Source organism: Aerococcus sanguinicola (genome assembly GCF_008726925.1).
In the GTDB taxonomy this organism is placed as follows: Bacteria; Bacillota; Bacilli; order Lactobacillales; family Aerococcaceae; genus Aerococcus.
Genome location: NZ_VYWO01000001.1, coordinates 128,630 through 152,533, shown reverse-complemented (window position 1 = coordinate 152,533; position 23,904 = coordinate 128,630). Strand labels below are relative to the sequence as shown.

Genomic DNA, 23,904 nt, shown 5'->3' with positions numbered 1-23,904 from the left:
AATGAAAGCAGCACCTGAAAATAAATTTAGCGATTGTTTACAAAGCAGGGATTTCCTGATCATGGCCCACCGCGGTTTCTGGGGTGGCAATGTGATCCAAAACACCCGCCAAGCTGCCATCCTAGCTAAGCGAGCGGGTGCGGATGTGATTGAAATCGATGTCTGCCGGTCCAGTGATGGGGTCTATTATCTCTTCCACAATGAGAATGAGCCGGCCCTCCTCGGCATGATGGGCCGGGATTTCTCTGAGCTGCCGGCCAGCTTGATTGACCAATTGGAATATATCAATTCGGTAGGTGATCCCTCCGGCTTCTATCCCGAACGCTTGGCCGACTTCTTGGCCTGGCTGCCTGAAGATTACTTGGTCAACATTGACCGGGCCTGGGCCTACTTTAGAGATGACGCCTTCATTGGCCTCATCCAAGACTCCGGCAAGGCAGACCAGCTCCTCTTCAAGTCCCAGGTCGAAGCGGGACCCCTCGAGGCCTTGAACCAGCTGGATGAACCCTTGAATTATATGGCCATTATCCAGAAGCGGGACCAGCTGGCAGAACTTAGCCAGTATGACCAGGTCCGACTAGTTGGCTTGGAATTGATTGTTAAGGGGGAAGCCAATGACCTCGTCGATCCCGACTGGCGCCAGGACTTATTGGCGAAGAACTATCTTCTGACGGTCAATTCAGAGAAGCTGGGCAAGCAGCCCCACCTCTACCTCGAGCTCAGTGATGAATCCGCTCTCTTATCGGAGGCTGGTTATGGCGACTGGGAGGACATGGTCCAACATGGCAGCAACGCCTTCATCACGGACTGGCCCAACTTTATGGCTGACTTCCGCAGACAGCGGCAAGGCATGTGAGTCCATCCATGCAGATCATTGAACAATTCGTCCAAGGCAAGGCGGGGCCCCGCTTATGCGAAGACATCATCTATACTTCCGATGCCTTCATCGCGGTCATCGATGGCGAATCCGCTAAGGCCAGCATTCAATTTGACGGTCAAAATCCAGGCAAAGTCGCTGGCCAAATCATCCGCCAGGTCCTAGCTGACCTGCCTCCCAAGGCCAGCAGCGACCACTTCATCCGAGAAGTTAACCTGAGCATCCGGGACTATTATGCCGCTAAGCAGCTAGACCCCAAACTCAAAGCGGTAGGTCTCCAAGCCGTAGCCGTGATCTATAGTCTCCAGCGCCAAGAGATCTGGTTGATTGGGGACTGCCAAGCCTTAGTTAATGGCCAGCACTACCAGAAGCCCCGACCCGCCGACCAGGTCCTCTCCGACATGCGCCGCTTAATCGCTTATACCGAAATGCGGATCGATAAGCAGGACCCTGCCAGCTACTTCGCCCAAGAGGACAGCGCCCGCCTGCAAATCCTGCCCTGGTTGGTCCGGATGACAACATTCGCTAACCAAAGCGACAGCCCCTATGGCTATGCCGTCCTCAATGGCAACCCTATCCCCAGAGACCTCATCCAGATTATCCCGGTCACTTCCGACAGCCCCAGCGAGATCGTCCTAGCCAGCAACGGCTATCCCGAACTTGCCCCGACACTAGAAGCAAGCGAAGCCAAGCTCCAAGAGCTCTTAGTAGCCGATCCCTATCTCATCGACCATTGGCCAGCAACCAGGGGGCAAGCCCACTTTGCCTCCTTCGATGACCGGGCTTATGTGCGCTTTCGGATTTAGGACCTACTGGCCGAGCTTGATAAAAAACAGCCAGTCCTTCCCCTTTACTCCAGCTATTGCTGGGTAGAGGGATGGGCTGGCTTTTTCTGCGGCTTTTTCTTGGTTTTGATCGGGAATTTAGTTGATCATTATGGGGATAAGGCTAGGGTCACAGAAGCTTCCATAATGCTTGCTAAGCTTTAATTAAGATAATTGTCTAAAGAAGTCATGGTAAGCTGGATCGTAATTGAGAATATAGATACCTTTTTTGGCACGCGTGATGCCTGTATAGATCAAATCGTGTCGTTTAACTCGCTCATCTTCGCTTAAATTCTTTCGACTTGGAATCACGAGCACAACATAAGGCGACTCCCAGCCTTTAAAGCTATGAATCGTACTCATCTTAACAACCCCAGTATTTCGATAGAATTTCATCTTATAGGGTTTATCGTAATCCGTTTTCTGATCAAGATTTTGATACTTGGAATCGTCAATATCACTTATGGGAGGAAAGGTTGTCGATATGTCTTTAAAAATTTCCCCCATTGCTCGCATCTTATTTTCTAAACTGCGCAATAACTTGCGATCAGTCGATAGAACAGCTAAGTCATTGATAGAAAAGTTTGAATCCGCATTACCAACTGCCTCCATATATCTATAGACTTCTCGAGCTGCAAGATCCGCATCAAAATCATGGGCACTATAATTATAGATAATTTTTTGACTAGCTAATGTTTCATCTTCATTAATAAATATACCGTCATCACTAATAGAAATGGTCTTATCTAAATAAGCATCTACAAAGTGATTAGCCAGTGTTGTAATCATGGGATTACTGTGGCGGTGACTAATATCAAAGGAATTCCAACGTCCAGGGATAGGGGTACGGGGTAATTGGTAAGTCATACTTGTATCATCAACCTGCTGCTCCATCTTTTGCCCGTAAATATTTTGGTTTTGATCAGCAAAGATAACAAATTCACCGTCGCCAGCTAAATAACTAGCTTCAAGGACTTTAAACCACTCATACTCAAAATCTTGGCCTTCATCGATAAAGATGGCTTGATATTTTTTATCAATTTCTTTTAACGAAGCGATCCAATAACGATTCCCATCTCTTTTCCAGCGAAATAGGCTATTGAAATGTTGTAAATCGACGCCTAATTCATGCAAGTTCTTACCTGCTTCAGCTACAATTTTGTCGTGTAAGTAATTGCCAATTGTAATGTTGAAGTAAGTCACTAGGATGGCCTGGTTGGTCTCTAAACGCTCTGCAGCATTAGCTACCCTTTTAGCCAGTAAGGTCGTTTTCCCGCTACCAGCACTCCCTCTTGCCTTTTGCTTGCCGGGGCGACTTTGGACAAAATTTCTATATTTTATATTTTTAAAGTCTTTTTCTGGTTCATTTTTCCCATTTTCGCCTGGATTTAATATCATACGAAAGTCACAAGTCTCTCGGGAGGAGAGGCAAAGATTTTCTTTATAGATGGGTTCAAAGAATTTTTTGAGACCTGACTGGTTCTGAAGAATTTCTTTACCCCAGACTTTAATATATTGATTTTTTATTTTTTGCTTAGCGATGTCAGCCTGACTATAGTTCGATAAAAATAAAGCACTTCTAATCAGGCAACCAAATCGCTGTTTACCCTGTTCGTCTTTCGAATCAATACTTTGTTGGGTTAGAGGGCTGGCATATTCCAATAAATCTCTCCGATACTCTTCTACTTGCCTAAACGGATAGGCATGAACCCTTTCATCTTTTCTAAGTCTCCAAGTCATCTCCCCATTATTATCTATAACCATATATGAGGATGGTTGATAATCTTTCACCTCAATAATCCAAAGTGACCGGTTGGGTTCCAAAACAACAATATCTGGTCTCTTAAAGAAAAGATTTGGTTGGACATAGATCTCAAAATCTCTATAGGGAATGCTTTCTAAATAGCTGACCAAACAATCTACCATTTGTTTTTCCCCAGTCGTTAAAGGGACTTTGAATTTTAAAATTTCATTATAGTCAGGAATCAATTTAACAGTCATTTGCCATGCTCCTCTTCTAAATCTAAAGATTAAATTAGATAAATTCTAAAATAATTCAATAATTTAAAATTATCTTATCATAGGAAGTCATCCAATTGTTTATTCACTCCTGAATAGTACGATTGAGCTCCTTATTAGAAGAATTGAAGATTTTAAATTGATCTGGCTTTAGCTTAGTTCTCAATTCTTTGTAACAAAATATGTTTGATTGTTTGATTTCCGCTATCTTTATTCACTTATCCAAACAATTAAAAACATTTTACCCGCTTATCTATTGAATAAAGCGTTTTCATATGTTAGTTTAATAACAGTATGTTATTTAATGTTTGAATGAATAAGGGAGGAAATCCATGATGCTTTCATCACGTAATTGGAAAGAACGGAAGAATCGGTCACAGCGGCAAGAACCCCGCTATGCCCTGCGCAAGACCTGCTATGGCTTAATCTCTTGTACGATTGGGCTCATGATAGCGAGCCAGAGCCAAACAGTAGTAGCTGCTGAAGATTCGGCCAGTGAGACCTACTCGACAACAAGTCAAAGTCAAGACACCGCGTCTGAAGACTTAAGAGAAGCAGAAGCAAGTTCACGAGAAGCAAGCAGCCCTGCCCCTGAACAGGCCAAGCCGGAGGAGACAGTTAAGGAGGAAGTCGACCCCACTTCTGCAGAGGGGGAGACGGAAGCTCGTGCTAGCAGAAGTGCGGATACAGAGAGCTTAAGTCCAGAAGAGCAAGCAGCTAATGAGTGGCAACAAGTTACTGAAAAGGGCAATAAAGAAATCGTTGAAGAGGAAGGCACGCGCTATCTCCGACTGAGCACGGAAGCAGAAAGTCTCTACGTTAAGGAAGGCATGAAGGCCAACGAAGACGGCAGTGCCAATTATACCCTCAATTTTGTGGATCGGACGGAAGGCCCTGGGACGCAATTTGGGCTCTTCCTAGGCCGTGACCAAGCAGACCATCACCTCTACGTTGGTTATGATCCAGAAGGTTGGTTCTGGTCCTACCGAAGCCCTGAACGTGAGGATAAGCTCGTCAACCACCGCACAGAAGCCCCCTCAAGAGATGAGAAGAACCAAGTCCTCATCAGCCTTAAAGCCGATGGGCAATTAAATGCCAGCAACAATGGGGTCAAACTCTTCGACACCATCAACTTACCCCAGAGTGTCATGGACAATTTGAAGGCCAATCCCCAAGCCTACCTGCAAGTCAAAGCAACTGACCAAGGTTCAAGTATCATCGATGTCAAAACTGATAACCAAGAAGACGTGTCTCTACCAGTGGATGAGGAAATCGAAACAGGTCCTGCCATTGCTGATGAGGATGTGACCTACGATACCCTAGAATCAGAAGACCTACAGATAAAGATTGACCAAGCCTTTCCCCGGATTCACTCTTACCACTACAAGGGCGGGCAATTATACGGACAAGTTCAGCCCACCAATGTCATCCGCATCAACCACCTGGACTTCGTTCCTGAGGTCAGCTATCAAAAGATTGATGCCAGCACCGCGCAGTATGTTTTGGATGTTCAATCAGAGGATCGTTTAATTGATGCGGCCATTACCTATCAAATCAAGGTCGATGACAACAAAGTACACTTTGACGTTGTAGATATTCATAACCGCCACAATATTATGCCTGGTCAATCGATCGACCATCCCCTGCAATTAATTTTGACAGTTGATCTTCCAGGCAATTATTTAGTTTCTGCCTCCTCCAAGGAAGCCGGATCCCGCTTTGATGGCGCCCGGATGTCAACCAATACCCACCAGTCAGGAGATGTTCACCTGGATGTGACTAATCCGATGATCGATGTTCCCTCGACGGGCTTCATGTACGGATTTGTCTCCAATCCTAAACTCGCCGCAGGAGTCTGGAGCAACTCCCAGTATAACTACGGTGGAGGTGGTAATGACTATACCCGACTGACTGTCGGCAAAGAAACTTATGGCGATACAAACTATTTAGGCATCACGAGTTCACCCTATATCTACCAACTTTCCTATGGCGACAAGGTGCTCCCTGAACGCACTTGGGATTTACCTAAGGCTACCATCGTCCTCTCCACTGACCGCAACGATGACCAAGTTGTCGACTGGCAGGATGCAGCGATTGCCTACCGAGATGTAATGAACAACCCCCAAGGATGGGAAGATGTGCCGGATCTTGTTGCTTACCGCATCGCCATGAACTTCGGCAGCCAGGCCCAAAACCCCTTCCTTATGACCTTAGACGGCATTAAGAAAGTTTACTTACATACCGATGGCCTCGGCCAATCCGTTCTCTTAAAGGGTTACGGGTCAGAAGGTCACGACTCTGGGCACTTAGATTACGCCAATATCGGTCAGCGGATGGGTGGCGTGGAAGACTTCAAGAAGCTCCTCCATTGGGCTAAAGATTATGGGGCTAAATTAGGCATCCACGTCAACGCCTCAGAAACTTATCCTGAATCTAAGTACTTTGAACCTGAACGCTTGCGCAAGAATCCTGATGGCTCCTATGCATATGGCTGGAATTGGTTGGACCAAGGCGTTAACATTCAAGCGGACTATGACCTAGCCCATGGCCGCTATGACCGCTTCAAAGATCTTAGAGAACTCATCGGTGATGACTTAGACTTTATCTACGTTGACGTCTGGGGCAATGGCCAGTCAGGTGATAACTCCGCTTGGGCCACCCACCAGTTAGCCAAAGAAATCAATGACTTGGGCTGGCGGGCTGCCTTCGAATGGGGCTATGCCGGAGAATACGACTCGACCTTCCAACACTGGGCAGCCGACCTCACTTATGGTGGCTATAGCTTGAAGGGCATCAATTCTCCGATTACCCGCTTTATCCGCAACCACCAAAAAGATGCCTGGGTCGGCCACTTCCCAAGCTACGGCGGCGCTGCTGTCGCTCCCCTCTTATTCGGTTATGACATGATGGACTTTGAGGGTTGGCAAGGCCGCAGCGACTACAAGGGCTATATCCAAAACTTATTTGAAACGAATGTGCCAACCAAATTCATTCAACACTTCAAAGTAACACGTTGGGAGAACGGGGAGCCCGTTAAAATGTCAGATAACGGGGAAACTTATTATTGGACCCCTGAGATGCGCATTGACTTAGAAGACGATGATAAGAACCATTTAACCATTGAACGGGCCTCAAACGATGTCAACCACCCCGACTACCAACGGCGTATCATGACCTTGAATGGACGGAAGATCTTAGATGGTAACAGCTATCTAATCCCCTGGAAATGGGATCAAAACGGCCAATTACTTCCAGCAGACAAGCAAAAGATGTATTACTATGCTGGCCAAGACCAGGCTACAACTTGGACGGTCGCTGACACGCTAGCTGCTGATCAAGTCTATGTTTACGAGCTCACTGACCTCGGCCTAGCCAATCCGCAAAAGGTCGACGTATCTGCCGGTCAGATCCATCTCCAGCTCAAGGGAGGCACACCCTACGTCCTCTATACCCAGCCCCAAAAACCGAAACAAGTCACTTATGGACAAGGTGAGGCTGTTATTGACCCCGGATTCAATAGTGGGACCCTCTCCCACTGGCATATCGAAGGGCAAAGCGATGGGGCCAAGATCGAGCGTTCCCAAGGTGACAACCCCATGCTTAGCTTCACCAATAAGCAAGAGGGCGTTAGCCTAAGCCAAGAGCTGACCGGCTTGAAGGCAGGCCAGAGCTATGCTTTGAGCCTCGGTATCGATAACCGGAGCAACCAGCCTCTAGAAGTCATTATCCGTCAAGGGGATAAAACCTGGCGACAAGTTGCTGGCCAATCCGTCGCCCCTAATTACGTCAAGGCCTATGCTCACAATACACTGCCAAAGAATGCTACGGTCAACAACACATCCTATTTCCAAGACGCCTTCCTCTACTTCACCCCTGCCGATGACGTTAGCCCAATCTACTTGACCCTAAAACGTCCGGCAGCAGATCAGAAGACCTATGTCGATGACATCCGAGTAGTTGAGAACCAGTCAAACCTATTCGACAACCAGCATGACACAAAAGATGCCCGTGTCTTCTTCCAAGACTTTGAGCAAGTAGCCCATGGGATCTATCCCTTCGTCATCGGACCAATCGAAGGTGTTGAAGACAACCGCACCCACCTTTCCGAGAAAAATGCCCCTTACACACAACGTGGCTTTAATGGGAAGGTCATTTCGGACGTAATAGATGGCAAGTGGTCCGTTAAGACCAATGGCTTAGTGGGTGCCAACAACTTGGTCTACCGGACTATTCCGCAAACCCTTCGCTTTAAGCCAGGTCGCGATTATGAAGTGAGCTTCCAATACGAAGCCGGTTCAGATGGAACCTATGCCTTTGTCATTGGGAACGGCGAATACAAGGGGCCTGAAGACCTTATCATTCATCCGCTCAGCAACACTTGGGAAGATTCCTCCGAGCCAAAAACGGTAACGTTCTCCTTAACAGGTGCTGATAACGGCCAGACCTATATTGGGATCTTCTCAACAGCCAAAGCAGCAGATACTAAAGGTAAAAGCGGTGGCGAAGCTAACTTCGCCTCTTACAAAGACTTCATGCTAGATAATCTAAAAGTCACTGCATTATTGTCAGAAGAAGAATTGAAAGCAGAAGTCCAAGAACGCATCCAAGATCGCTTAGACCAAGCTCAAGTCCACAATCCAGAAGCCTATACTCCAGATTCCCTAGCAGCTTACCAAGAAGCCCTGGAAGCTCTCCAGCAAGCCGACATCGATCAACTCTCGCGCGACCAAGTCGACGCGCTCATCGAAGAACTTGACCGAGCTGAAAGTAATCTGGTCCGTCGCCCTGTCACTGAGGAAGAAGATCCAGGCAGCGCAGACGGTAGCGAAGACCAAGAGCTTGAACCTCGTCCGGATGATTCCTCCTCTGACCAAGAGATTGAGAACGAAGACACAGATCAAATGCCTGACCAAGATCAAGCAAGCGGCGACCAAGTTGATCAAGAAGCTTCGGAAACAAGCGACTCAGCTGCAAATGAAATCAAAGACCAAGCACACCCTTCACCTTCCCCTGCAGTCAAAGCAGAAGATGAGCCGACAAGCGACCCTCTTAAGGAGAGTCCAGAAAGCTCAAGGGACCAAGCTAAGGAGCCAAGAAAGGTTAAGGTCTCCAGTCGCTTAAATACAGAAGGCCAAAGCAAAGGCCTTAAAGGGTTAGGATCCCCACGGACAAGCACTCCGTCCCCTGCCTACCAGCTTGCAGGTGACAAGCAAGGCAATGAATTACCCGCAACAGGCGCAGGATACACTAGCCTGCAAGTCCTCATCAGCGGACTGAGCGCCCTCTCTCTCGGTGCCTTCTTCCTTACTAGAAAAAGTAAGGAAAGAAAATAGAATAGGAAGATTAGCTGAATAAGAGATTAAAGCCCGGCTCATGGTTGAGTCGGGCTTTTTGAGTGAATATTATTTCTCAAACAAACACTTATACACGAATAACAAAGCTAAAAGAATTAATATCCCCTCGATACTTGGACTTGGAATATTCAATCGCGGTATTGTCTTCTAGGCGAGCTACTGATTTAAAGTAATAGAGTGGATCTTCGGGAGCAACATTGAGCAAAGCCGCCTCTGTTTCTGTTGCTTTTGTAATTTCTAAGTGGCGTTTGATTTGGGTAATTTCTTTGTCCATTTCTTTAAGTGTATGGTAGAAACTCTGGCTAGTAAAATCAACGTGTTCTAATGCTTCATTCCCTTCATAAGGAATATAGGTAGTCACCAGAACGACTGGCATTTCATTACTGAAACGAAGACGAATGAGCTTAATCACAAGTGCTTGATCAGGTATTTCTAGTGCTTCAGCAACTTCTTCGTCAGCGGAAACAACCATCTGACTAATTACCTGAGTCGATGGATCAAGACCTTTTCGTTTCATTTCATCATTATAGGATTCAATAATATGAGTGAAACTTTGATCAATTTTATTGCTAATAACCTTGGTGCCCGCCTTCTTCTTACGATGGAGATAGCCTTCATTAACTAGGGTTTGGATAGCTGTCCGAATAGTTGTTCGGCTGACTTCATACTCCTTCACTAAGTCCAATTCCTTGGGGATTAAAGAATTTTCTGGATAGGTCCCATTTTCGATTTTCTTACGCAGGTCATTGGCAACTTGTTCGTGTAATTTACTCATAGAATCTCCTTTTTCTGGTCAAAATAAAAATCGATGAACGCATGCTCATCGATTTGTTATACCGTTAAATTTCGATTTTGTCAATCTTTTCTCTTTCTAACCGGTCTTTTAGCTCGTCAATAATATGAATTCCAGAACTGCAACCGATTCTTTCTGCCCCAGCAGCAATCATTTCAAGGAAGCTATCAGCATCACGAATTCCTCCAGCAGCCTTAACTTTTACTGTGTCCCCAACTATTTCTTTCATCAAGCGTACATCTTCAACCCTTGCACCACTGGTACCAAAGCCTGTCGACGTCTTAATAAAGTCAGGCTTAACCTCCCTGGCGATTTCCGCTACTTTTCTTATTTCATCCTTAGTTAAATAACAATTTTCAAAAATAACTTTAGAAATAACCTGTGCTTCTCGACAAATGTCAACAATTGCTTCCATTTCTTCCTGAATATAAGCATAATTTTTATCTTTTAATTCTGTGATATTAATAACATAGTCAATTTCATCTGCCCCATTCGCAATAGCGTCCTTAGTTTCAAAACACTTTGCAGCTATCGTTGTTTGTCCTAATGGGAAGGCAATTGCCGCTCCAACATGGATATCTGTGCCTGATAAGACTTCAGCACAGAGCTTAGTTTGAGTTTGATTAATAGCCACCATCTTAAAATGATAGCTTTTAGCCTCTTCACAAAGCGCTTTAATAGCCTCTGAATCAGCATAAGCTTTTAAATTTGTATGATCAATCAAACGGCAAAGTTGGTCAAGAGTATATTCAGCCATAGTTAATCCTCCTAGATATGTAATTACATAATAATATTAAAATCAATTATACAAAAAGTCAACACTAAAAATAAAAGCGCATACATTCATTTAAATTAAGTCTTTTAAAATTTACTTTTATTTAATAATCAGATTGACATTCCTCTTATTATGTAATAACATAAAATAAAGATAATTTTTGAAAGGGGTTTCTTTATTATGAAATTACTACTTGCAACACATGGAAACTTTGCTGAAGGTATCTTACAGAGTTATGAAATGATTGCTGGTGATAGCACTGGTATTTCCACTGTCATTTTAAATGATCTAGGGATTGATGACTTCCGTAACCGTCTCCATCAAACACTAGATGAACTCCTAGCGACTGACGAAGTACTGGTACTTGTTGACCTACCGGGCGGTACTCCCTATAACGAAAGTTTAGCCTACCAATTCGAACATGGCCAGGGCCTAGGTGTCATTGCTGGCTTGAACCTTCCCATGTTAATTGAAGTTGGAATGGGACTACCCAGCTTATCTCTAGAAGACTTAAAGGCAACTGCCCTAGAATTTGGTCAAAATGGTATCCAATCAACGGATGATCTACTTGCTGACTAAGAACAACAAGCCTTAAAGGAGGAATTCCCATGACAATTTCACTTGTACGTGTCGATGACCGGGTTATTCATGGCCAAACCACAACCCGTTGGACCAAAGCCCGTCCCTGCTACGGTATTCTCGTAGTTAGTGATAAGATTCATGCTGATAAATTACGCCGCCGTGTTCTAAAAGCAGCGGCAGGAAAATATAAATTAGGCATTTATACAGAAAAACAAAGTCCAGATCGCATTCAAAAAGCCATTGATTCGGATAAAAATTATTTCTTAATCAGTGATTCACCACAGAACTTTGCTAGTTTACTTAAAGCAGGCGTTCGCTTTGGTGATGAACTCAATATTGGGCCTATGAATACTCGCCCTGGGACCAAGGTTTTAGGGCGAACGGTTGCCATTGATGAGGAAGATTATGCAGCCTTTGACTATATTGAGTCACAGGGAGTTAAGATTTCCTTCCAATTGCTCCCAGATGATGAGAAGAAATCATGGGCAAGCATGAAGAAAAAATTTGATAGCTTATAGGAGGGATCATAATGGATACAAGTTTATTTCTACCCGCGCTTCTCACTGCTATATTTTGTTACTTAGGTGCCATTGAGTCCTCTCTTCTACTAGGGATGACAGGTGGCTTCTACATTGTCGGACGACCTCTTGTAGCGGGCTTATTAGTCGGTCTAGCTTTTGGTGATGTTCAAGCTGGCGTTCTCTGTGGTCTAGCTGTTCAAGGCGTTTTCATCGCTAACCTATCAACCGGAGGAGCCACCAACTCTGAAATCACCTATGCTTCTTACGGTGGGATTGGCCTAGCCTTAGCAACCACCAAAGACCCAGCCATTGCAGTAACCTTATCTGTTTTAATCGGACAAACTTTCGGCCTCATCTTCTACAATACCCGGATGGCTCTCTACTCCTTCTGGAACAACCGGGCGCAAAAAGCTGCTGAAGAATTAGACGACCGTGGAATAGTCCTAAACCACTTTATTTTGCCACAGATTACCACCTTCCTTATCCGTGCGGTGCCTATTTTCTTAGCAATCTACTTTGGTCGCGACCTCGTTGATGCCCTCTTGAAGAGTGTTCCAGAAATTGTTACTCATATTATTTCAGTTCTCGGTGGCGTTCTTCCTGCTCTTGGGATTGCGATGCTCATGGCCATTGTTATCAAAGAAAAACTCCATCTCATCTTCTTCTTTGCAGGCTTCGTTCTCCTAGCCTTTGCAGATTTAAGTATGATTGCTCTCGTCTTCATTGCTGCATTGGTCGCTTACTTAGTTTACCTCTCCTCACAGAATAGTGGACAAGTAGCCAGTGCTGTTACAGAGGAAGCGACGAGCAGGCAGGAATCGTCTGCTAGCTCATCAAGTTCGCCAGTTAGTATAGAAGGTGAAGATGACTGGTTTGAAGATGACGATCTCTTTTAGAAAGGAGTGTACAAAATGTCTACCGATATCCAACAAAAACTAACTAAAAAAGAATTACGACAAATATGGAGACGCTGGGCCTTTACCCACCTTTCCTCCATGTCCTATGAGAAGATCCAAGGGCATTCCTGGGCTTTCTCCTATCTGCCCTTCGCTAATAAATACTATGCTAATGACCCCGAAAGCAAGCGCCGCTTACTCGTCCGCCACTCCATGTTCTATAACACAGAACCTCAAACGGGCCAGCTTATCAATGGGATCGTTACTTCTCTTGAAGAACAAATTGCCTTAGGTGAAGATGTTGACGAACAAATGCCGGTAAATATTAAAACCTCTCTAATGGGTCCACTAGCCGGGATTGGGGATTCGATCATTCAAGGGATCATTGTTCCTCTGCTCCTCTCCATTGGTATGGGACTCGCAGCCAACGGGAGCGCCATTGGGCCAATCTTCTATATCATTGCTTATGGCATCGTGGGGACTGCAATCTCCTACTTCAGCTACATGTACGGCTACCGTCTAGGAGTTAACGCCATTGATGCAATTATCGGCGAGAATGCTTCACGCATTACCGAAGCTTTCAACGTCTTAGGGATCATGGTCATTGGTGGCTTATCTGCTTCGACTATCCACCTCACCACCCAACTCAATATCCCAATGGGGGAAGAAGTCCAAGCCTTACAAGAAGTCCTCGACGGTATCTTCCCTGGTATCCTTCCTCTTGTCATGGTTCTCTTTGCATGGTGGCTCATCTCTGCTAAACAAATGACCGCAACTAAAGTCATCTTAATCTTAACAGCCATTATTACAGTAGGCTGTTTAATTGGTATTTTCTAATAGGACTGAACACTTGGTCCGGATACCTACAAACATAAAATAAGCCAGCTATACTTCTGACTATCTTCTCTTTAGAGAAAATAGTATAAGAAGTGTAGCTGGCTTTTAGATTCTAACGACCGCATCCAAGTAAAAGGTACATTCCCAACTTAGTATTTTTTCACTTTCATAATTTTCCGCTCTTCTATCATCAATTTTTTAATTTATTATGTGTCTAATTAAGGTCAAATAGAGCTCTCAGCATTTGGCGTCTCATAGAGCCGAAGCACAGGCAGCTTTTGTCCGCTAATCTACCAGAGAAAGAATCAATAACATTTTATAGGGGCTTAGAGCTGTCACACTGTGAGTCACACCTTTTGGGAAGACAATTTGTTGTCCTACTTCAATGTTAAAGGCTTCTTCACCAACTTCGACTTTTGCCTTCCCTTCTAAAGGAATAACGAGTGCATCGCCTGGCGCACAATGTGGTTTTAGCCCTTGACCTTCATCAAAAGCTAAGGCCATCATTTTATGTTCTTTACCAGAAACAAAATCAATATTAGCAATGCCGCCTTCAAGATAATCAATCGTATTTTTAAGGGAAATAACTTGGCCTTTTTCAATATGTTTCATTTGCTTCTCTCCTTAATTTTCTGTAAATTCAAAAATAATACTATCTTTCACAGCCTCAATAGCTATGGCTTTGTTCTTAGGATACAAGACGGCTTGTCCCTTTTCCACTAGCTGATTGGCTATCTGTACCTGTCCGTTTATACAGAAATATAATTTATTGCTGGGATAAGACTCCCCACTAATATCAGTTTCCTCAGCCAAACTCAATAAGACTAAGCTCCACTCTTTCGATTGAGCAATAATTTTACTAAGGGTTTGGTATGGTCGAATAGGGATTAAGTCTTCCTGATTAAGTAAACACGCTTTTTTTAAAGCAGTGAACATTGTCTCACTCTTTTCTTCATATTAAACTTTTTGATGAACCATGACAAGATAATGGATACCTGATCGCTGACTCAATTCTTGCATCATTTTAAAACGTATTTTATTTTCGCCTTTCATGCCATTACGAAAGAAGTCAGCAGCACGACTAGGACCTTCATCTCTAATAACCGTTTCTTTATCTAAAAGAAGCATGTTTCCTTCTTCTTCTACAAGTCTTTGGAAACCCACTTCTTGAAACTGCTCATGCCAGGCCTCCACAGTCAATGGATGTACGTGCCGATTGGCAAACTTGCTAACGATTTTTTTAGCTAGACTTTGTTCCTTTGCTATAGCTACATCATGCGTTAACAACAACCCACCTTTTTTTAGGATCCGGTAATATTCTTTGAGACAGGCTGATTTATCTTCGTCATTTAGCATAGTCAGCATGGCTTCATTAATTACCACATCGAAAGAATTATCTGCAAAATCAAGTTTCTTAGCATCCATCTCTAGCAGGTTAATGACTGCATCCAGACCTAAAACATTCAAATTGTCTTGAGCTTCTTGGATGACTTGAGAATCAATGTCAATCCCTGTCACTTGGCAGCGGTGATCCATATATATTTGGACAAGGTTATCCGCTCGATTGCATGCTACTTCAAGTACTTTTGTCTCTTGTGTCCAATCGACTTGATTCAACAACCAATCTGTTTTTTGACCTCCACCTGGTCTTAATTTTGTGCGACCCAATTTTTTTAAGAAAACATGCCCAGGCATTGTGTTAATTTTCTCCATAGAAACCTCCATAAAGTTCTTACTTGATCATCAATTGTACTCATATGAGTCATAACTATTGGGCTGGTTAATTTGATGTGAACGCCTCCTAAAATTTTAGTTTAAATAACTCACAAACAGTTTTTATTTTTATAACTTAATTATACTTTCTAATTTTTACACAATCCACACAAACTTTTAACCTCTTATCAACATCCATTTGCTATATTAAATGTAATCATAGCGCTTATTTTTTTAGGAGGTTCGTCCATGCATACACCCCAATTTTTTTGCACCAAGTCCAGTCGCTTTCTACTCAGCTTGATGGCTTCTGGGGCCATTTTTGTTGCGGCTAATGAGGTTCAGGCAGCTGAGACTGCAAGCCATCCAGGCTCAGTAGATAGTCAGACAAGTTCTATTCTTAGTTCGGGGGCTGAGTCCCGAAGCTTGCCAGCGTCGTCAGTAGAAGCGCCGGGGCAGATTATTGATGATCCTGCGATCCCTAATCAGGGGCGGTGGACCAGTGGCGAGGTCCACGTACACACCACGTCTTCTAATGATGCGAATGCGTCCTATAATGAATTTGAAAACATTCTAAATGCAGCCTACCGAGAAGATGTCGACCAGATTCCAGCTGCCGGTCAAGCAAGTCTCGACCACAATGGCGGCTTCGATTATTTAATGGTGGCGGATCATTTGCGCAAGTCTTCGCGCAATCCTCAAGGCCAGGAAGAAGTTACGCCCCAGTACAAGGTGATTGAGCAACAAGTGGAAAGCTTTAACCAGTTGAAGGAAGCAGGCAAGTACAAAGGGAAGATCTTCTATTCCGGCTTTGAATGGGATATGTTCCAACTCGACCATGGGACAGTGGGGATTATAGAAGCGGGAAGCAACCGCGTCCCGATTGAAGCCATCCAAGAGTTCGAGTGGAAGTTTGCCTATGATACCCCAACCGAGGTCTTCCATAACAATGAACAGGAGAAATTCGGTGACCGTCAGAATGAGAAGGCAGATATTAATAATACCTTCAAGGGGCTCCACTGGCTGCAAGAGAACTATCCTAAGTCTATCGTCATCGCCAACCACCCTTCCCGCCACGCGGAAGGTAGTGGCGAGGTGCGGATTGAACACCTGCGCAAGATGCACGACACAGCACCCGATGTTTTTATTGGGCTCGAGGGGATGCCGGGCAACCAGCTAGGCTACGACCGGGCTGAACTCCCGAACGGTTATACCTTAGGGGGCGCGGATAAGATGATTGCAGAAGTCGGTGGGGTCTGGGATGCCCTCTTAGGAGAAGGCCGCCACCTCTATAATTTCGCCAATTCCGATTTCCACTTCAAGGTGAGTGACAACCGGTTCTACAGCTCGGGCTACTGGCCCAGTGAGTATTCACGCACCTACACCTATGTCGAGGGGAATACTTTCGAAGATGTGGCAGATGGCATGCGGGCCGGACAGTCCTTCAGTGTCTACGGGGATTTGATCACAGGCCTTGAATTCAGCATCGAACAAGCCGACCAGAAAGCAGTCATGGGCGGTGATTTGAAGGCCCAGCACGGTCAAGACGCCAGGCTCGTCATCCGCTTTAAAGAAGGTACGGTTAATAATTACAAGCCCATCACGCCTGACCACCAGTCAGTTGTGACTAACCAACCTCAGCTCGACCATATCGATGTGATTTCTGGGCGCATTTTGGGCCCGAGCGCTGATAAGACCCAGGCGACCAATCCAACAGCAGAAGTTATCTACCGCATCGACCGCGACCAATTTGGTGAAAAGGATGCAGAGGGTTACTACACAGTGATTCTTCCTATCCAAGTGGACCAAGACCGCTATTACCGACTCCGGGGGACCAACCACGGCTTGAATGTACCAGGTGAAACAGACGCTGAGGGCAACCCCCTCCCCGACTACCACCTGACCAAACCGCAGCAAGAGGAAGGCGAATCGGATGCTTCCTACGTGGAACGGATGGCTGTCCACCTCAACGAGGTCAACGACCGCAACTATAGTGACTTATGGTTCTACTCCAATCCCATCTTTGTCTGGGCGCAAGCGCCCGAAGCCCCTACTGAACCAGATAGCGGCTCAAGCTATAACCCCTCTCAAAGCAGCCTAGGGACAGATACGGCTCCTAAGCCAAGTCACGATCAGCCAGCTCCTCAGCAGACCGATCTCCAACCAGAAAAAGCAGCGAAAGCAAAGCAAGACCCTACCAATCAACCAACGCTTGGCCAAGGCAAACAGATGCCAACTTCTATCGAAGAAGGCAAAGCGAAGCCTGACCATCAAGCTAACAGCCAAGCCCCTCATGGCATGGGCGCCTTAGCTACAGCAAGTCATCAGCCAGCTGAACCCACTCAAGTCGCTAAGAAGCCATCCACTCAAAGCAAGCTTCCCCAAACAGGGGCCTACACCATTGCCGGACTCGGACTCAGCTTGGTCGCTATCGGCAGTCTGCTCAGCTTCAAGGCTAGAAGGCATTAGGACTTTAACAGTATAAATTTTTCAAAAACTTAACCTAGCAGCTTCACAACACAAGGGTGAAGCTGCTTTTACCTTTCTCCCACAAGAAAAAAACCGCCAAGCCTAGTCCTATAAACTAAACCTGACGGGTTCTGATCAATCTGTCTTAAGTTCTAAAATAATCCAATAGGTGCTGCCACACCTCAGCGTCAAAGACCTTCAAGAAGAAGTGATCGCTGCCTATGCCATAGCCCAGCATCAAGCCAATGACAAAGAGGCAGACCAGGGCCAGGAGATAGAGTCCCCAGCGTTGAACTTTGCTGAGACGCCTTGTATGCTTAGTCATCGAAACACCTAGTCGAAGAAGTCGGCGGCTGGGCGGCTGCGCAATTCATCAGCATCGATCCGCTTGATATCGGCGCCTAGGGCATGGAGTTTGTCTTCTAAGTGGTGGTAGCCCCGGTCCAGGTACTGCAATTGGGAGACCACGGTGGTGCCTTCTGCAACTAAGCCAGCAATAATCAGAGCGGCAGCGGCTCTTAAGTCCGTGGCTTGGACATTGGCGGCCTGGAGTTGGCTGGGCCCCTCGAAGCTTACCGTATCCCCGTGAATCTTGAACTGGGCATCCATGCGGCGGAGTTCTTCCAGGTGCATGAAGCGGTTCTCAAAGACGGTCTCCTCCATAATAGAGTTGCCTTCTGCCCGGATTTGGGCAATGGTGAAGGGAGCCTGGAGGTCGGTTGGGAAGCCAGGATAAGGCAAAGTTTTAACATTAGTTGCCTTCAAGTGGCCGTCTGACTTGATGAAGACAGCGTCCATCTCTTCCACAATTTCGACGCCCATTTCCCGCAATTTGGAGATCAGGGGCAGGTTATGTTCCACCAGGGCATCCTTGACGAGGACTTCGCCCCCAGCGACTGCTGTAGCTAGGATAAAGGTTCCTGCTTCAATCCGGTCAGGAATCACACAGTGGTCGGTGCCATGCATGGTTTGGACGCCAGTAATCTTAATGGTGTCCGTCCCCGCCCCTTGGACTTGGGCGCCCATGCGGTTGAGATAGTTAGCCAAGTCAACGATTTCGGGTTCTTTAGCGACGTTCTCAATCGTCGTTACCCCTTCTGCCAGGACGGCAGCCATCATAATATTCTCTGTAGCTCCGACACTCGGAAAGTCGAGGTAGATATCGGCCCCCACGAGCTGGTCAGCCTGGGCCTCCACATAGCCGTTCGTCATCGACACCTCTGCTCCTAAGGCTTCGAAGCCTTTGATATGGAGGTCAATCGGCCGAGTCCCAATCGCACAGCCACCGGGCATGGCCACCTTGACATGGCCAAAGCGCGCCAAGAGAGGCCCCATGACAACAACAGAAGCCCGCATCTTGCTGACCAATTCAAAGGGGGTTTCGGTCCGTAATTGGCCGGCTGAAACCACTTCAATCTGTTGCTTGCTTTCATCGAATTGAACGTCAGCATCCAGGTAGGACAGCACTTCTTTCATAATGTAAACGTCCGACAAGAGCGGGACATTGTTGATGACATTCTTCCCTTCAGAGGCTAAGAGGGTCGCAGCAAGGATGGGTAAGACAGCATTCTTTGCCCCATCAACCTTAACTTCTCCCTGGAGGGTCTTGCCTCCCCGCACAATTATATTCTCCATGTAACTGGAAACACCACCTTCATCAGTATTCAATTAACTATTATACACAAAAAAATCCAAGTGATAAAGCCTTCCCCCTTATGTGGGAGAGACTGACTTGGATTTTTTGAACTGGCTTAGAGGGTACCGAAGAGACGGTCACCCGCATCCCCGAGACCAGGGACGATATAGCCGTGCTCATTTAGTTTTTCATCTAAAGCAGCTGTATAGATATCAACTTCTGGGTACTTGTCTTGGATGGCCTTGACCCCTTCTGGAGCAGAAACCAGGCAGACAAAGTCAATGTGAGCAGGGTCAACATCACGTTTGACCAAGGAATCGATGGCCATGAGGGCAGACCCCCCAGTTGCTAACATGGGATCGACAATAATCACTTGCCGGTCTTCGATGTCATTAGGCATCTTGAAGAAATATTCTTGGGGTTCCAAGGTTTCTTCATCACGGAACATCCCAATGTGGCCTACCTTAGCAGCGGGAACTAGGGTCAGAATACCGTCTACCATGCCCAAGCCTGCTCTCAGGATAGGGGCAATGGCAACTTTTTTACCAGTGATCATTTTTTGTTTGGTGACAGCGACTGGCGTTTCCACTTCCACTTCTTCCAGTGGGAGATTGCGGGTAACTTCATAGCCTAAGAAGACCGTAATTTCATTAACGAGTTCACGAAATCCCTTACTGCCTAAGTCCTTATCCCGTAACAAGGTCATCTTATGTTGAACCAATGGATGATCAATCACGTGTAATTTTCCCATTTTATGCCTCCAATAATCTAGTTTCGTCGTCATACTTCTCTAATTACTTTACCACTAATTCAGTTTATTGCAAGGAAAAATAGCTGGCTTTGCCCCTGAAAATGTGACCTAGTCAAAGACCTGTACGCTAGCCTTCTTTAGGCGGTTGCGGTAGCCAGCTGAGCTTTCGCCTTCATCGATCCATTCGACGAGGATAAGGTCGATTCCCTGGCTGTCATCGGCCACCCGTAAGGCATCGAAGAGGCGCTGGGTGGCCGTCTCTAGGCTAGGCCCCAATGAATAGGTCTGGGCCAGTTCTGGAAGACCTGCCAAGCAGGCTTCTCGTCCCGCACAGAAGATAGCCTGGTCTGCATGGTCCTGGATCACTTCCGCCATACGGTCAGCTGTTACCGCATAGACCGTCTGTTGGGGGCTGTAGTGGCGGTATTTCATCCCAGGGGCCTTGGGTTGTTGGTCAGCTTCGACTGTTAATTGGTCGGGATAAGACACCTTAACGCCCTCCAAGACCGCTTCGATCTGCTCCTTGCCGATCTGGCCTGGGCGCAGGATGAAGAGGCCGCGTGGGTCAGACAGGTCGAGAACCGTCGATTCCACCCCGATGCGTGTCGGCTGGCTCGCCAAAATACCTGCAATCTTGCCATCGAAGTCGTGGCGAACATGGTCTAACTTGGTCGGACTAGGTTTTCCAGACAGATTGGCAGAGGGCCCGACCAAGGGGAAGCCAACCGCTTTAATCAATTTCAGAGTCAGGGGATGGTCTGGCATCCGCAGGCCGACCGTATCCAAGCCCCCCGTAACAGTCGGCGCAAAGACCCCCTCCTTGACCGGCAAGATAAGGGTCAGAGGCCCTGGCCAGAAGGCAGCCTGGAGTTTTTTGACCCAATGGATTTGGTCAGCAGTCAGGTCTTGGACATAGTCGAAGAGGTCGGACGGCTGGGCCAGGTGGACAATCAAGGGATTATCACTCGGCCGGCCTTTCACCCGGTAGACAGACTGGACGGCTTGGTCGTTATTAGCGATAGCCCCCAAACCAAAGACAGTCTCCGTGGGGAAGGCCACGAGTTTGCCTTCTCGTAATTGTTGGGCCGCTTCATCTATGCGGTCACTTTGGTAAATTTCCGTCATTTCTTGGCGCTCCTTCCTTAGACACCACCAGGAAGCGGTCGTGTCCGGCAAAATCTTTTTCAATCTGAGCCTGGTAGTTAGCAGGCAGTTGGTCCTTACAATAGGCGAGGAGCCGGTCCCCCTGCTGGTAGCCAATTTCCGCGATCAAGTAGCCTCCTGGTCTTAAATAAGTATCGAGTTCATCAATTAAGCGGTAGTAAATGGCATAACCCTCTGCCTCCGCAAAGAGGGCCAGATCGGGCTCATAGCGTTGGACGTCCTCAGCGACCTCCTCTAGCTCCTGGCAGCCGATATAGGGCGGGTTGGAAACAATCAAATCAAAGCGTTCGCCTAAGACGGCCTGGTAGAGGTCACCTTGGACTAGGCGCAGGTCTGCTTCCAAGTTTCTGGCATTAGCCTCTGCTACAGCTAGGGCTTCTTCAGAAAGGTCTGTGGCTGTTAGGACTAGGTCCGGACATTCCTTCTTCAGGCTAATGGCAATGGCGCCTGTCCCCGTTCCAATATCCAAGACTTCCGCCTGGCGCGGAATAGCCCCCCGACAATAGAGGGCCTTGGCCCGGTCGACCAAGAGTTCCGTCTCCTGGCGGGGGATTAAAGTCGCGGAAGTCACCTTAAACTTATAGCGGTAGAAATAAGCCTCTCCTAAGAGATACTGATAGGGGTAGTGGTCCCTAGCGATACGCTGGATGCCAGCTGCATAAGTCGCATAATCGGCTGCTGGCATGGCTTGGAATTGCTGGCGGTACCAGTCACTGGCCTCCCAGTCCATCAGCCCCAGGAGATAGTGGTAGGCAATGGCTTCTTCAAAGCCCCTCTCCCTTAAAAAAGAAGAAGCCCCTAAGAGAGCTTCTCGGTAGGAGCCATTAAATACTTTGTTCATTGAGTTCCTCTAATTTCTGTGCTTGGTCAGCCAGGATGAGGGCATTGATGATTTCTTCCAGTTCACCTTGCATGATCCGGTCCAGCTTCTGGATGGTCAAGTTGATCCGGTGGTCCGTCACCCGGTTCTGAGGATAGTTATAGGTCCGGATCCGTTCTGACCGGTCCCCTGTCCCTACCAGGTTCTTCCGCTGGCTATCATATTCACTCTGTTGCTCCGCTTGAACGTGTTCATAGACCCGTGAGCGCAGGATCAGCATAGCTTTCTCCCGGTTCTGTTGTTGGGACCGTTGATCTTGCATGGCAACCACAATCCCCGTTGGAATATGGGTCAGGCGGACAGCTGAGGCCGTCTTGTTGACGTGCTGGCCCCCGGCACCTGAGGCATGGTAGATGTCGGTCCGGATATCGTTGGCATCAATTTCAAAATCGAGGTCTTCCAATTCTGGCATCACGCCCACCGTAGCGGTTGAGGTGTGGACCCGGCCCTGGGATTCCGTCTTCGGTACCCGTTGGACACGGTGAGCCCCACTCTCGTACTTGAGCTTGGAGTAGACCTTGTCGCCCGTAATTTGGAGGATGATTTCCTTGTAGCCCCCAATGTCATTGCTGTGGGCTTCCACTACAGAAATCCGCCAACCCTGGCTCTCTGCATAGCGGGAGTACATTTCATAGAGGTCAGCTGCAAAGAGTTGGGCCTCATCGCCCCCAGCAGCCCCACGGATTTCCATGATGATATTCTTGTCATCATTAGGGTCACTTGGCAGCATGAGGACACGGATTTCCTCTTCTAATTGCTCGCGTTCTTCCTTGAGGGCCTTGAGTTCTTCCTTGGCTAATTCGAGGAGTTCCTCATCCGATTCATCAGCCAGGATTTCTTCCGCGCCTTCAATCTGGTCCACGACATCCTTATAGTGTCTGAAGGCCTCAACTTTAGGTCTCAGGTCGGCTTCTTCCTTGGACAGGTCACGGAAACGCTTGGCATCATTGATGACATCCGGGTCGCTCAATAATTCGGCCAATTCCTGGTAACGGTTGATAAAAGTATCAATTTGGTCTAATAGCATGCAATCTTCACTCTCTTTTCCTTTTTATACTCTCTTGACAATCTTGCCATCCTGCATGGGTGGTTGCTTGTAGTGCTTGCGGCAAACAGGATAATAGGACTCATTGCCGCCAATTTGGACCTGGTCACCGTCATAGCAAGGCACGTCATTGTTCACACGGAGATTCATGGTCGCCTTCTTCTCGCAGAACCAACAGATGGTCTTCACTTCTTCAATTTTATCGGCTAGAAGCAGGAGTTCTTCCGACCCGCTGAAGAGTTTATTTTGAAAATCATTCTTCAAGCCAAATGCCATAACAGGGATATTTAAGCTATCCACAATCTGAGCGCACTGGCGGATGTGGTCCGCGCTCAAGAATTGACTCTCATCGATGAGAACACAGAAGACAGCTTCTTCCTGGTTCTCCTTAGCCACATAGTCATAGATATTGAAGGTCTCGTTAATGGCCACAGCTGGTCGTTCATGGCCCACCCGGCTAGCAATTACGCCCTGGCCGGACCGGGTATCCACTGCACTCGTCATCACGATCACCCGCTTAGCCTGTTCTTCATAATTATGGGCTACCTTGAGAATTTCAATCGATTTCCCACTATTCATCGCCCCATAGCGAAAATATAATTGTGCCAAAATACCACCTATTCCTTCCCGACTGATTATTTCGTCAGATAAATACCTTATTAATGATACTTGGCAGCCGGCACTTAGTCAATATTTGCCCCCAAGTTATTCCACTCAGATGGCACTAGCGAACGCTTAAATTATAACATGTTTGCATAAATTTATACA

General features: G+C 46.7%; 21 protein-coding genes. 8 read left to right on the top strand and 13 right to left on the bottom strand.

What is annotated here, in order from left to right:
• The first annotated feature begins 1 nt into the window (after window position 1).
• Both F6I03_RS00805 and F6I03_RS00800 read left to right on the top strand, forming a co-directional pair.
• Window positions 2-856, top strand: a complete 855-nt coding sequence (locus F6I03_RS00805; protein WP_191622016.1) for a glycerophosphodiester phosphodiesterase family protein — start codon at window positions 2-4, stop codon at window positions 854-856.
• 8 nt (window positions 857-864) lie between these two features.
• Complete coding sequence (locus tag F6I03_RS00800) at window positions 865-1,683, top strand: hypothetical protein (protein ID WP_070430918.1); 819 nt, start codon at window positions 865-867, stop codon at window positions 1,681-1,683.
• 183 nt (window positions 1,684-1,866) lie between these two features.
• On the opposite strand, the gene F6I03_RS00795 is transcribed toward F6I03_RS00800, so the two are convergent.
• On the bottom strand, window positions 1,867-3,702 hold the full coding sequence (locus tag F6I03_RS00795) for an ATP-dependent helicase (protein ID WP_070430919.1): 1,836 nt from the start codon (window positions 3,700-3,702) through the stop codon (window positions 1,867-1,869).
• Window positions 3,703-4,052: 350 nt separating this feature from the next.
• Between F6I03_RS00795 and F6I03_RS00790 the strand changes: the two genes are divergently transcribed.
• Complete coding sequence (locus tag F6I03_RS00790) at window positions 4,053-9,053, top strand: endo-alpha-N-acetylgalactosaminidase family protein (RefSeq protein ID WP_070430920.1); 5,001 nt, start codon at window positions 4,053-4,055, stop codon at window positions 9,051-9,053.
• 88 nt (window positions 9,054-9,141) lie between these two features.
• Here F6I03_RS00790 and F6I03_RS00785 read toward each other — a convergent pair whose 3' ends face one another.
• Entirely contained in the window at window positions 9,142-9,849 is a 708-nt protein-coding gene (locus F6I03_RS00785) for a GntR family transcriptional regulator (RefSeq protein WP_070430921.1), read from the bottom strand.
• Between the two features lie 64 nt (window positions 9,850-9,913).
• Window positions 9,914-10,624: a deoxyribose-phosphate aldolase gene (gene deoC / locus F6I03_RS00780; RefSeq protein ID WP_070430922.1), complete on the bottom strand. Its 711-nt coding sequence runs from the start codon at window positions 10,622-10,624 to the stop codon at window positions 9,914-9,916.
• A 198-nt stretch (window positions 10,625-10,822) separates the two neighbouring features.
• On the opposite strand from deoC, the gene F6I03_RS00775 reads away from it, so the two are divergent.
• The 4 genes from F6I03_RS00775 to F6I03_RS00760 are packed head-to-tail and all read left to right on the top strand — an operon-like array spanning window position 10,823 to window position 13,478.
• Window positions 10,823-11,221: a PTS sugar transporter subunit IIA gene (locus tag F6I03_RS00775; RefSeq protein WP_070430923.1), complete on the top strand. Its 399-nt coding sequence runs from the start codon at window positions 10,823-10,825 to the stop codon at window positions 11,219-11,221.
• Window positions 11,222-11,250: 29 nt separating this feature from the next.
• The gene (locus tag F6I03_RS00770) at window positions 11,251-11,742 is read left to right on the top strand and encodes a PTS system mannose/fructose/N-acetylgalactosamine-transporter subunit IIB (protein WP_070430924.1); all 492 of its coding nucleotides are present in this window, start codon (window positions 11,251-11,253) and stop codon (window positions 11,740-11,742) included.
• An 11-nt stretch (window positions 11,743-11,753) separates the two neighbouring features.
• The gene (locus F6I03_RS00765) at window positions 11,754-12,641 is read left to right on the top strand and encodes a PTS mannose/fructose/sorbose/N-acetylgalactosamine transporter subunit IIC (RefSeq protein ID WP_070430925.1); all 888 of its coding nucleotides are present in this window, start codon (window positions 11,754-11,756) and stop codon (window positions 12,639-12,641) included.
• 15 nt (window positions 12,642-12,656) lie between these two features.
• Window positions 12,657-13,478: a PTS system mannose/fructose/sorbose family transporter subunit IID gene (locus tag F6I03_RS00760; protein ID WP_070430926.1), complete on the top strand. Its 822-nt coding sequence runs from the start codon at window positions 12,657-12,659 to the stop codon at window positions 13,476-13,478.
• A gap of 285 nt (window positions 13,479-13,763) precedes the next feature.
• Here the strand turns inward: F6I03_RS00760 and F6I03_RS00755 are convergent, their stop codons facing one another.
• From F6I03_RS00755 to F6I03_RS00745, 3 genes are read right to left on the bottom strand one after another with little or no spacing between them, the layout of a single operon-like run.
• Window positions 13,764-14,090: a cupin domain-containing protein gene (locus tag F6I03_RS00755; protein ID WP_083309235.1), complete on the bottom strand. Its 327-nt coding sequence runs from the start codon at window positions 14,088-14,090 to the stop codon at window positions 13,764-13,766.
• Window positions 14,091-14,102: 12 nt separating this feature from the next.
• Complete coding sequence (locus tag F6I03_RS00750) at window positions 14,103-14,414, bottom strand: hypothetical protein (protein WP_083290559.1); 312 nt, start codon at window positions 14,412-14,414, stop codon at window positions 14,103-14,105.
• Window positions 14,415-14,435: 21 nt separating this feature from the next.
• A complete protein-coding gene (locus F6I03_RS00745; protein ID WP_070626021.1) occupies window positions 14,436-15,191 on the bottom strand; it encodes a class I SAM-dependent methyltransferase in 756 nt (251 codons plus the stop codon).
• A gap of 249 nt (window positions 15,192-15,440) precedes the next feature.
• Here F6I03_RS00745 and F6I03_RS00740 point away from each other — a divergent pair, with 249 nt between their 5' ends.
• A complete protein-coding gene (locus tag F6I03_RS00740; protein ID WP_150983033.1) occupies window positions 15,441-17,660 on the top strand; it encodes an LPXTG cell wall anchor domain-containing protein in 2,220 nt (739 codons plus the stop codon).
• Between the two features lie 145 nt (window positions 17,661-17,805).
• On the opposite strand, the gene F6I03_RS00735 is transcribed toward F6I03_RS00740, so the two are convergent.
• The 7 genes from F6I03_RS00735 to F6I03_RS00705 form a co-directional block, all read right to left on the bottom strand.
• Window positions 17,806-17,985 (bottom strand): DNA-directed RNA polymerase subunit beta, encoded by a 180-nt coding sequence (locus F6I03_RS00735; RefSeq protein WP_070430929.1) that lies wholly within the window; start codon window positions 17,983-17,985, stop codon window positions 17,806-17,808.
• Between the two features lie 8 nt (window positions 17,986-17,993).
• Window positions 17,994-19,295, bottom strand: a complete 1,302-nt coding sequence (gene murA / locus F6I03_RS00730; RefSeq protein ID WP_070430930.1) for a UDP-N-acetylglucosamine 1-carboxyvinyltransferase — start codon at window positions 19,293-19,295, stop codon at window positions 17,994-17,996.
• Window positions 19,296-19,411: 116 nt separating this feature from the next.
• The gene (upp, locus tag F6I03_RS00725) at window positions 19,412-20,047 is read right to left on the bottom strand and encodes a uracil phosphoribosyltransferase (RefSeq protein WP_070430931.1); all 636 of its coding nucleotides are present in this window, start codon (window positions 20,045-20,047) and stop codon (window positions 19,412-19,414) included.
• A 108-nt stretch (window positions 20,048-20,155) separates the two neighbouring features.
• Window positions 20,156-21,172 carry an L-threonylcarbamoyladenylate synthase gene (locus tag F6I03_RS00720; protein WP_070430932.1) on the bottom strand — a complete coding sequence of 339 codons (1,017 nt, stop codon included), beginning with the start codon at window positions 21,170-21,172 and terminating at the stop codon, window positions 20,156-20,158.
• Window positions 21,150-22,052 carry a peptide chain release factor N(5)-glutamine methyltransferase gene (prmC, locus tag F6I03_RS00715; RefSeq protein ID WP_070430933.1) on the bottom strand — a complete coding sequence of 301 codons (903 nt, stop codon included), beginning with the start codon at window positions 22,050-22,052 and terminating at the stop codon, window positions 21,150-21,152. Before prmC ends, F6I03_RS00720 begins: the two co-directional genes overlap by 23 nt.
• The gene (gene prfA, locus F6I03_RS00710; RefSeq protein WP_070430934.1) at window positions 22,036-23,118 is read right to left on the bottom strand and encodes a peptide chain release factor 1; all 1,083 of its coding nucleotides are present in this window, start codon (window positions 23,116-23,118) and stop codon (window positions 22,036-22,038) included. The genes prmC and prfA overlap by 17 nt, the downstream gene beginning before the upstream one ends.
• A 24-nt stretch (window positions 23,119-23,142) precedes the next feature.
• Window positions 23,143-23,745 (bottom strand): thymidine kinase, encoded by a 603-nt coding sequence (locus F6I03_RS00705; RefSeq protein ID WP_070430935.1) that lies wholly within the window; start codon window positions 23,743-23,745, stop codon window positions 23,143-23,145.
• Window positions 23,746-23,904: the final 159 nt, after the last annotated feature.

Excerpts from the sequence above, each read along its gene's own strand:
- upp (WP_070430931.1), bottom strand. The coding sequence starts at position 20,047 with ATGGGAAAATTACACGTGATTGATCATCCATTGGTTCAACATAAGATG.
- F6I03_RS00750 (WP_083290559.1), bottom strand. The coding sequence starts at position 14,414 with ATGTTCACTGCTTTAAAAAAAGCGTGTTTACTTAATCAGGAAGACTTA.
- F6I03_RS00740 (WP_150983033.1), top strand. The coding sequence starts at position 15,441 with ATGCATACACCCCAATTTTTTTGCACCAAGTCCAGTCGCTTTCTACTC.
- F6I03_RS00770 (WP_070430924.1), top strand. The coding sequence starts at position 11,251 with ATGACAATTTCACTTGTACGTGTCGATGACCGGGTTATTCATGGCCAA.
- F6I03_RS00785 (WP_070430921.1), bottom strand. The coding sequence starts at position 9,849 with ATGAGTAAATTACACGAACAAGTTGCCAATGACCTGCGTAAGAAAATC.
- F6I03_RS00735 (WP_070430929.1), bottom strand. The coding sequence starts at position 17,985 with ATGACTAAGCATACAAGGCGTCTCAGCAAAGTTCAACGCTGGGGACTC.
- F6I03_RS00800 (WP_070430918.1), top strand. The coding sequence starts at position 865 with ATGCAGATCATTGAACAATTCGTCCAAGGCAAGGCGGGGCCCCGCTTA.
- F6I03_RS00805 (WP_191622016.1), top strand. The coding sequence starts at position 2 with ATGAAAGCAGCACCTGAAAATAAATTTAGCGATTGTTTACAAAGCAGG.
- F6I03_RS00745 (WP_070626021.1), bottom strand. The coding sequence starts at position 15,191 with ATGGAGAAAATTAACACAATGCCTGGGCATGTTTTCTTAAAAAAATTG.
- F6I03_RS00795 (WP_070430919.1), bottom strand. The coding sequence starts at position 3,702 with ATGACTGTTAAATTGATTCCTGACTATAATGAAATTTTAAAATTCAAA.
- F6I03_RS00765 (WP_070430925.1), top strand. The coding sequence starts at position 11,754 with ATGGATACAAGTTTATTTCTACCCGCGCTTCTCACTGCTATATTTTGT.
- F6I03_RS00755 (WP_083309235.1), bottom strand. The coding sequence starts at position 14,090 with ATGAAACATATTGAAAAAGGCCAAGTTATTTCCCTTAAAAATACGATT.
- F6I03_RS00760 (WP_070430926.1), top strand. The coding sequence starts at position 12,657 with ATGTCTACCGATATCCAACAAAAACTAACTAAAAAAGAATTACGACAA.
- deoC (WP_070430922.1), bottom strand. The coding sequence starts at position 10,624 with ATGGCTGAATATACTCTTGACCAACTTTGCCGTTTGATTGATCATACA.
- prfA (WP_070430934.1), bottom strand. The coding sequence starts at position 23,118 with ATGCTATTAGACCAAATTGATACTTTTATCAACCGTTACCAGGAATTG.
- F6I03_RS00720 (WP_070430932.1), bottom strand. The coding sequence starts at position 21,172 with ATGACGGAAATTTACCAAAGTGACCGCATAGATGAAGCGGCCCAACAA.
- F6I03_RS00790 (WP_070430920.1), top strand. The coding sequence starts at position 4,053 with ATGATGCTTTCATCACGTAATTGGAAAGAACGGAAGAATCGGTCACAG.
- murA (WP_070430930.1), bottom strand. The coding sequence starts at position 19,295 with ATGGAGAATATAATTGTGCGGGGAGGCAAGACCCTCCAGGGAGAAGTT.
- prmC (WP_070430933.1), bottom strand. The coding sequence starts at position 22,052 with ATGAACAAAGTATTTAATGGCTCCTACCGAGAAGCTCTCTTAGGGGCT.
- F6I03_RS00775 (WP_070430923.1), top strand. The coding sequence starts at position 10,823 with ATGAAATTACTACTTGCAACACATGGAAACTTTGCTGAAGGTATCTTA.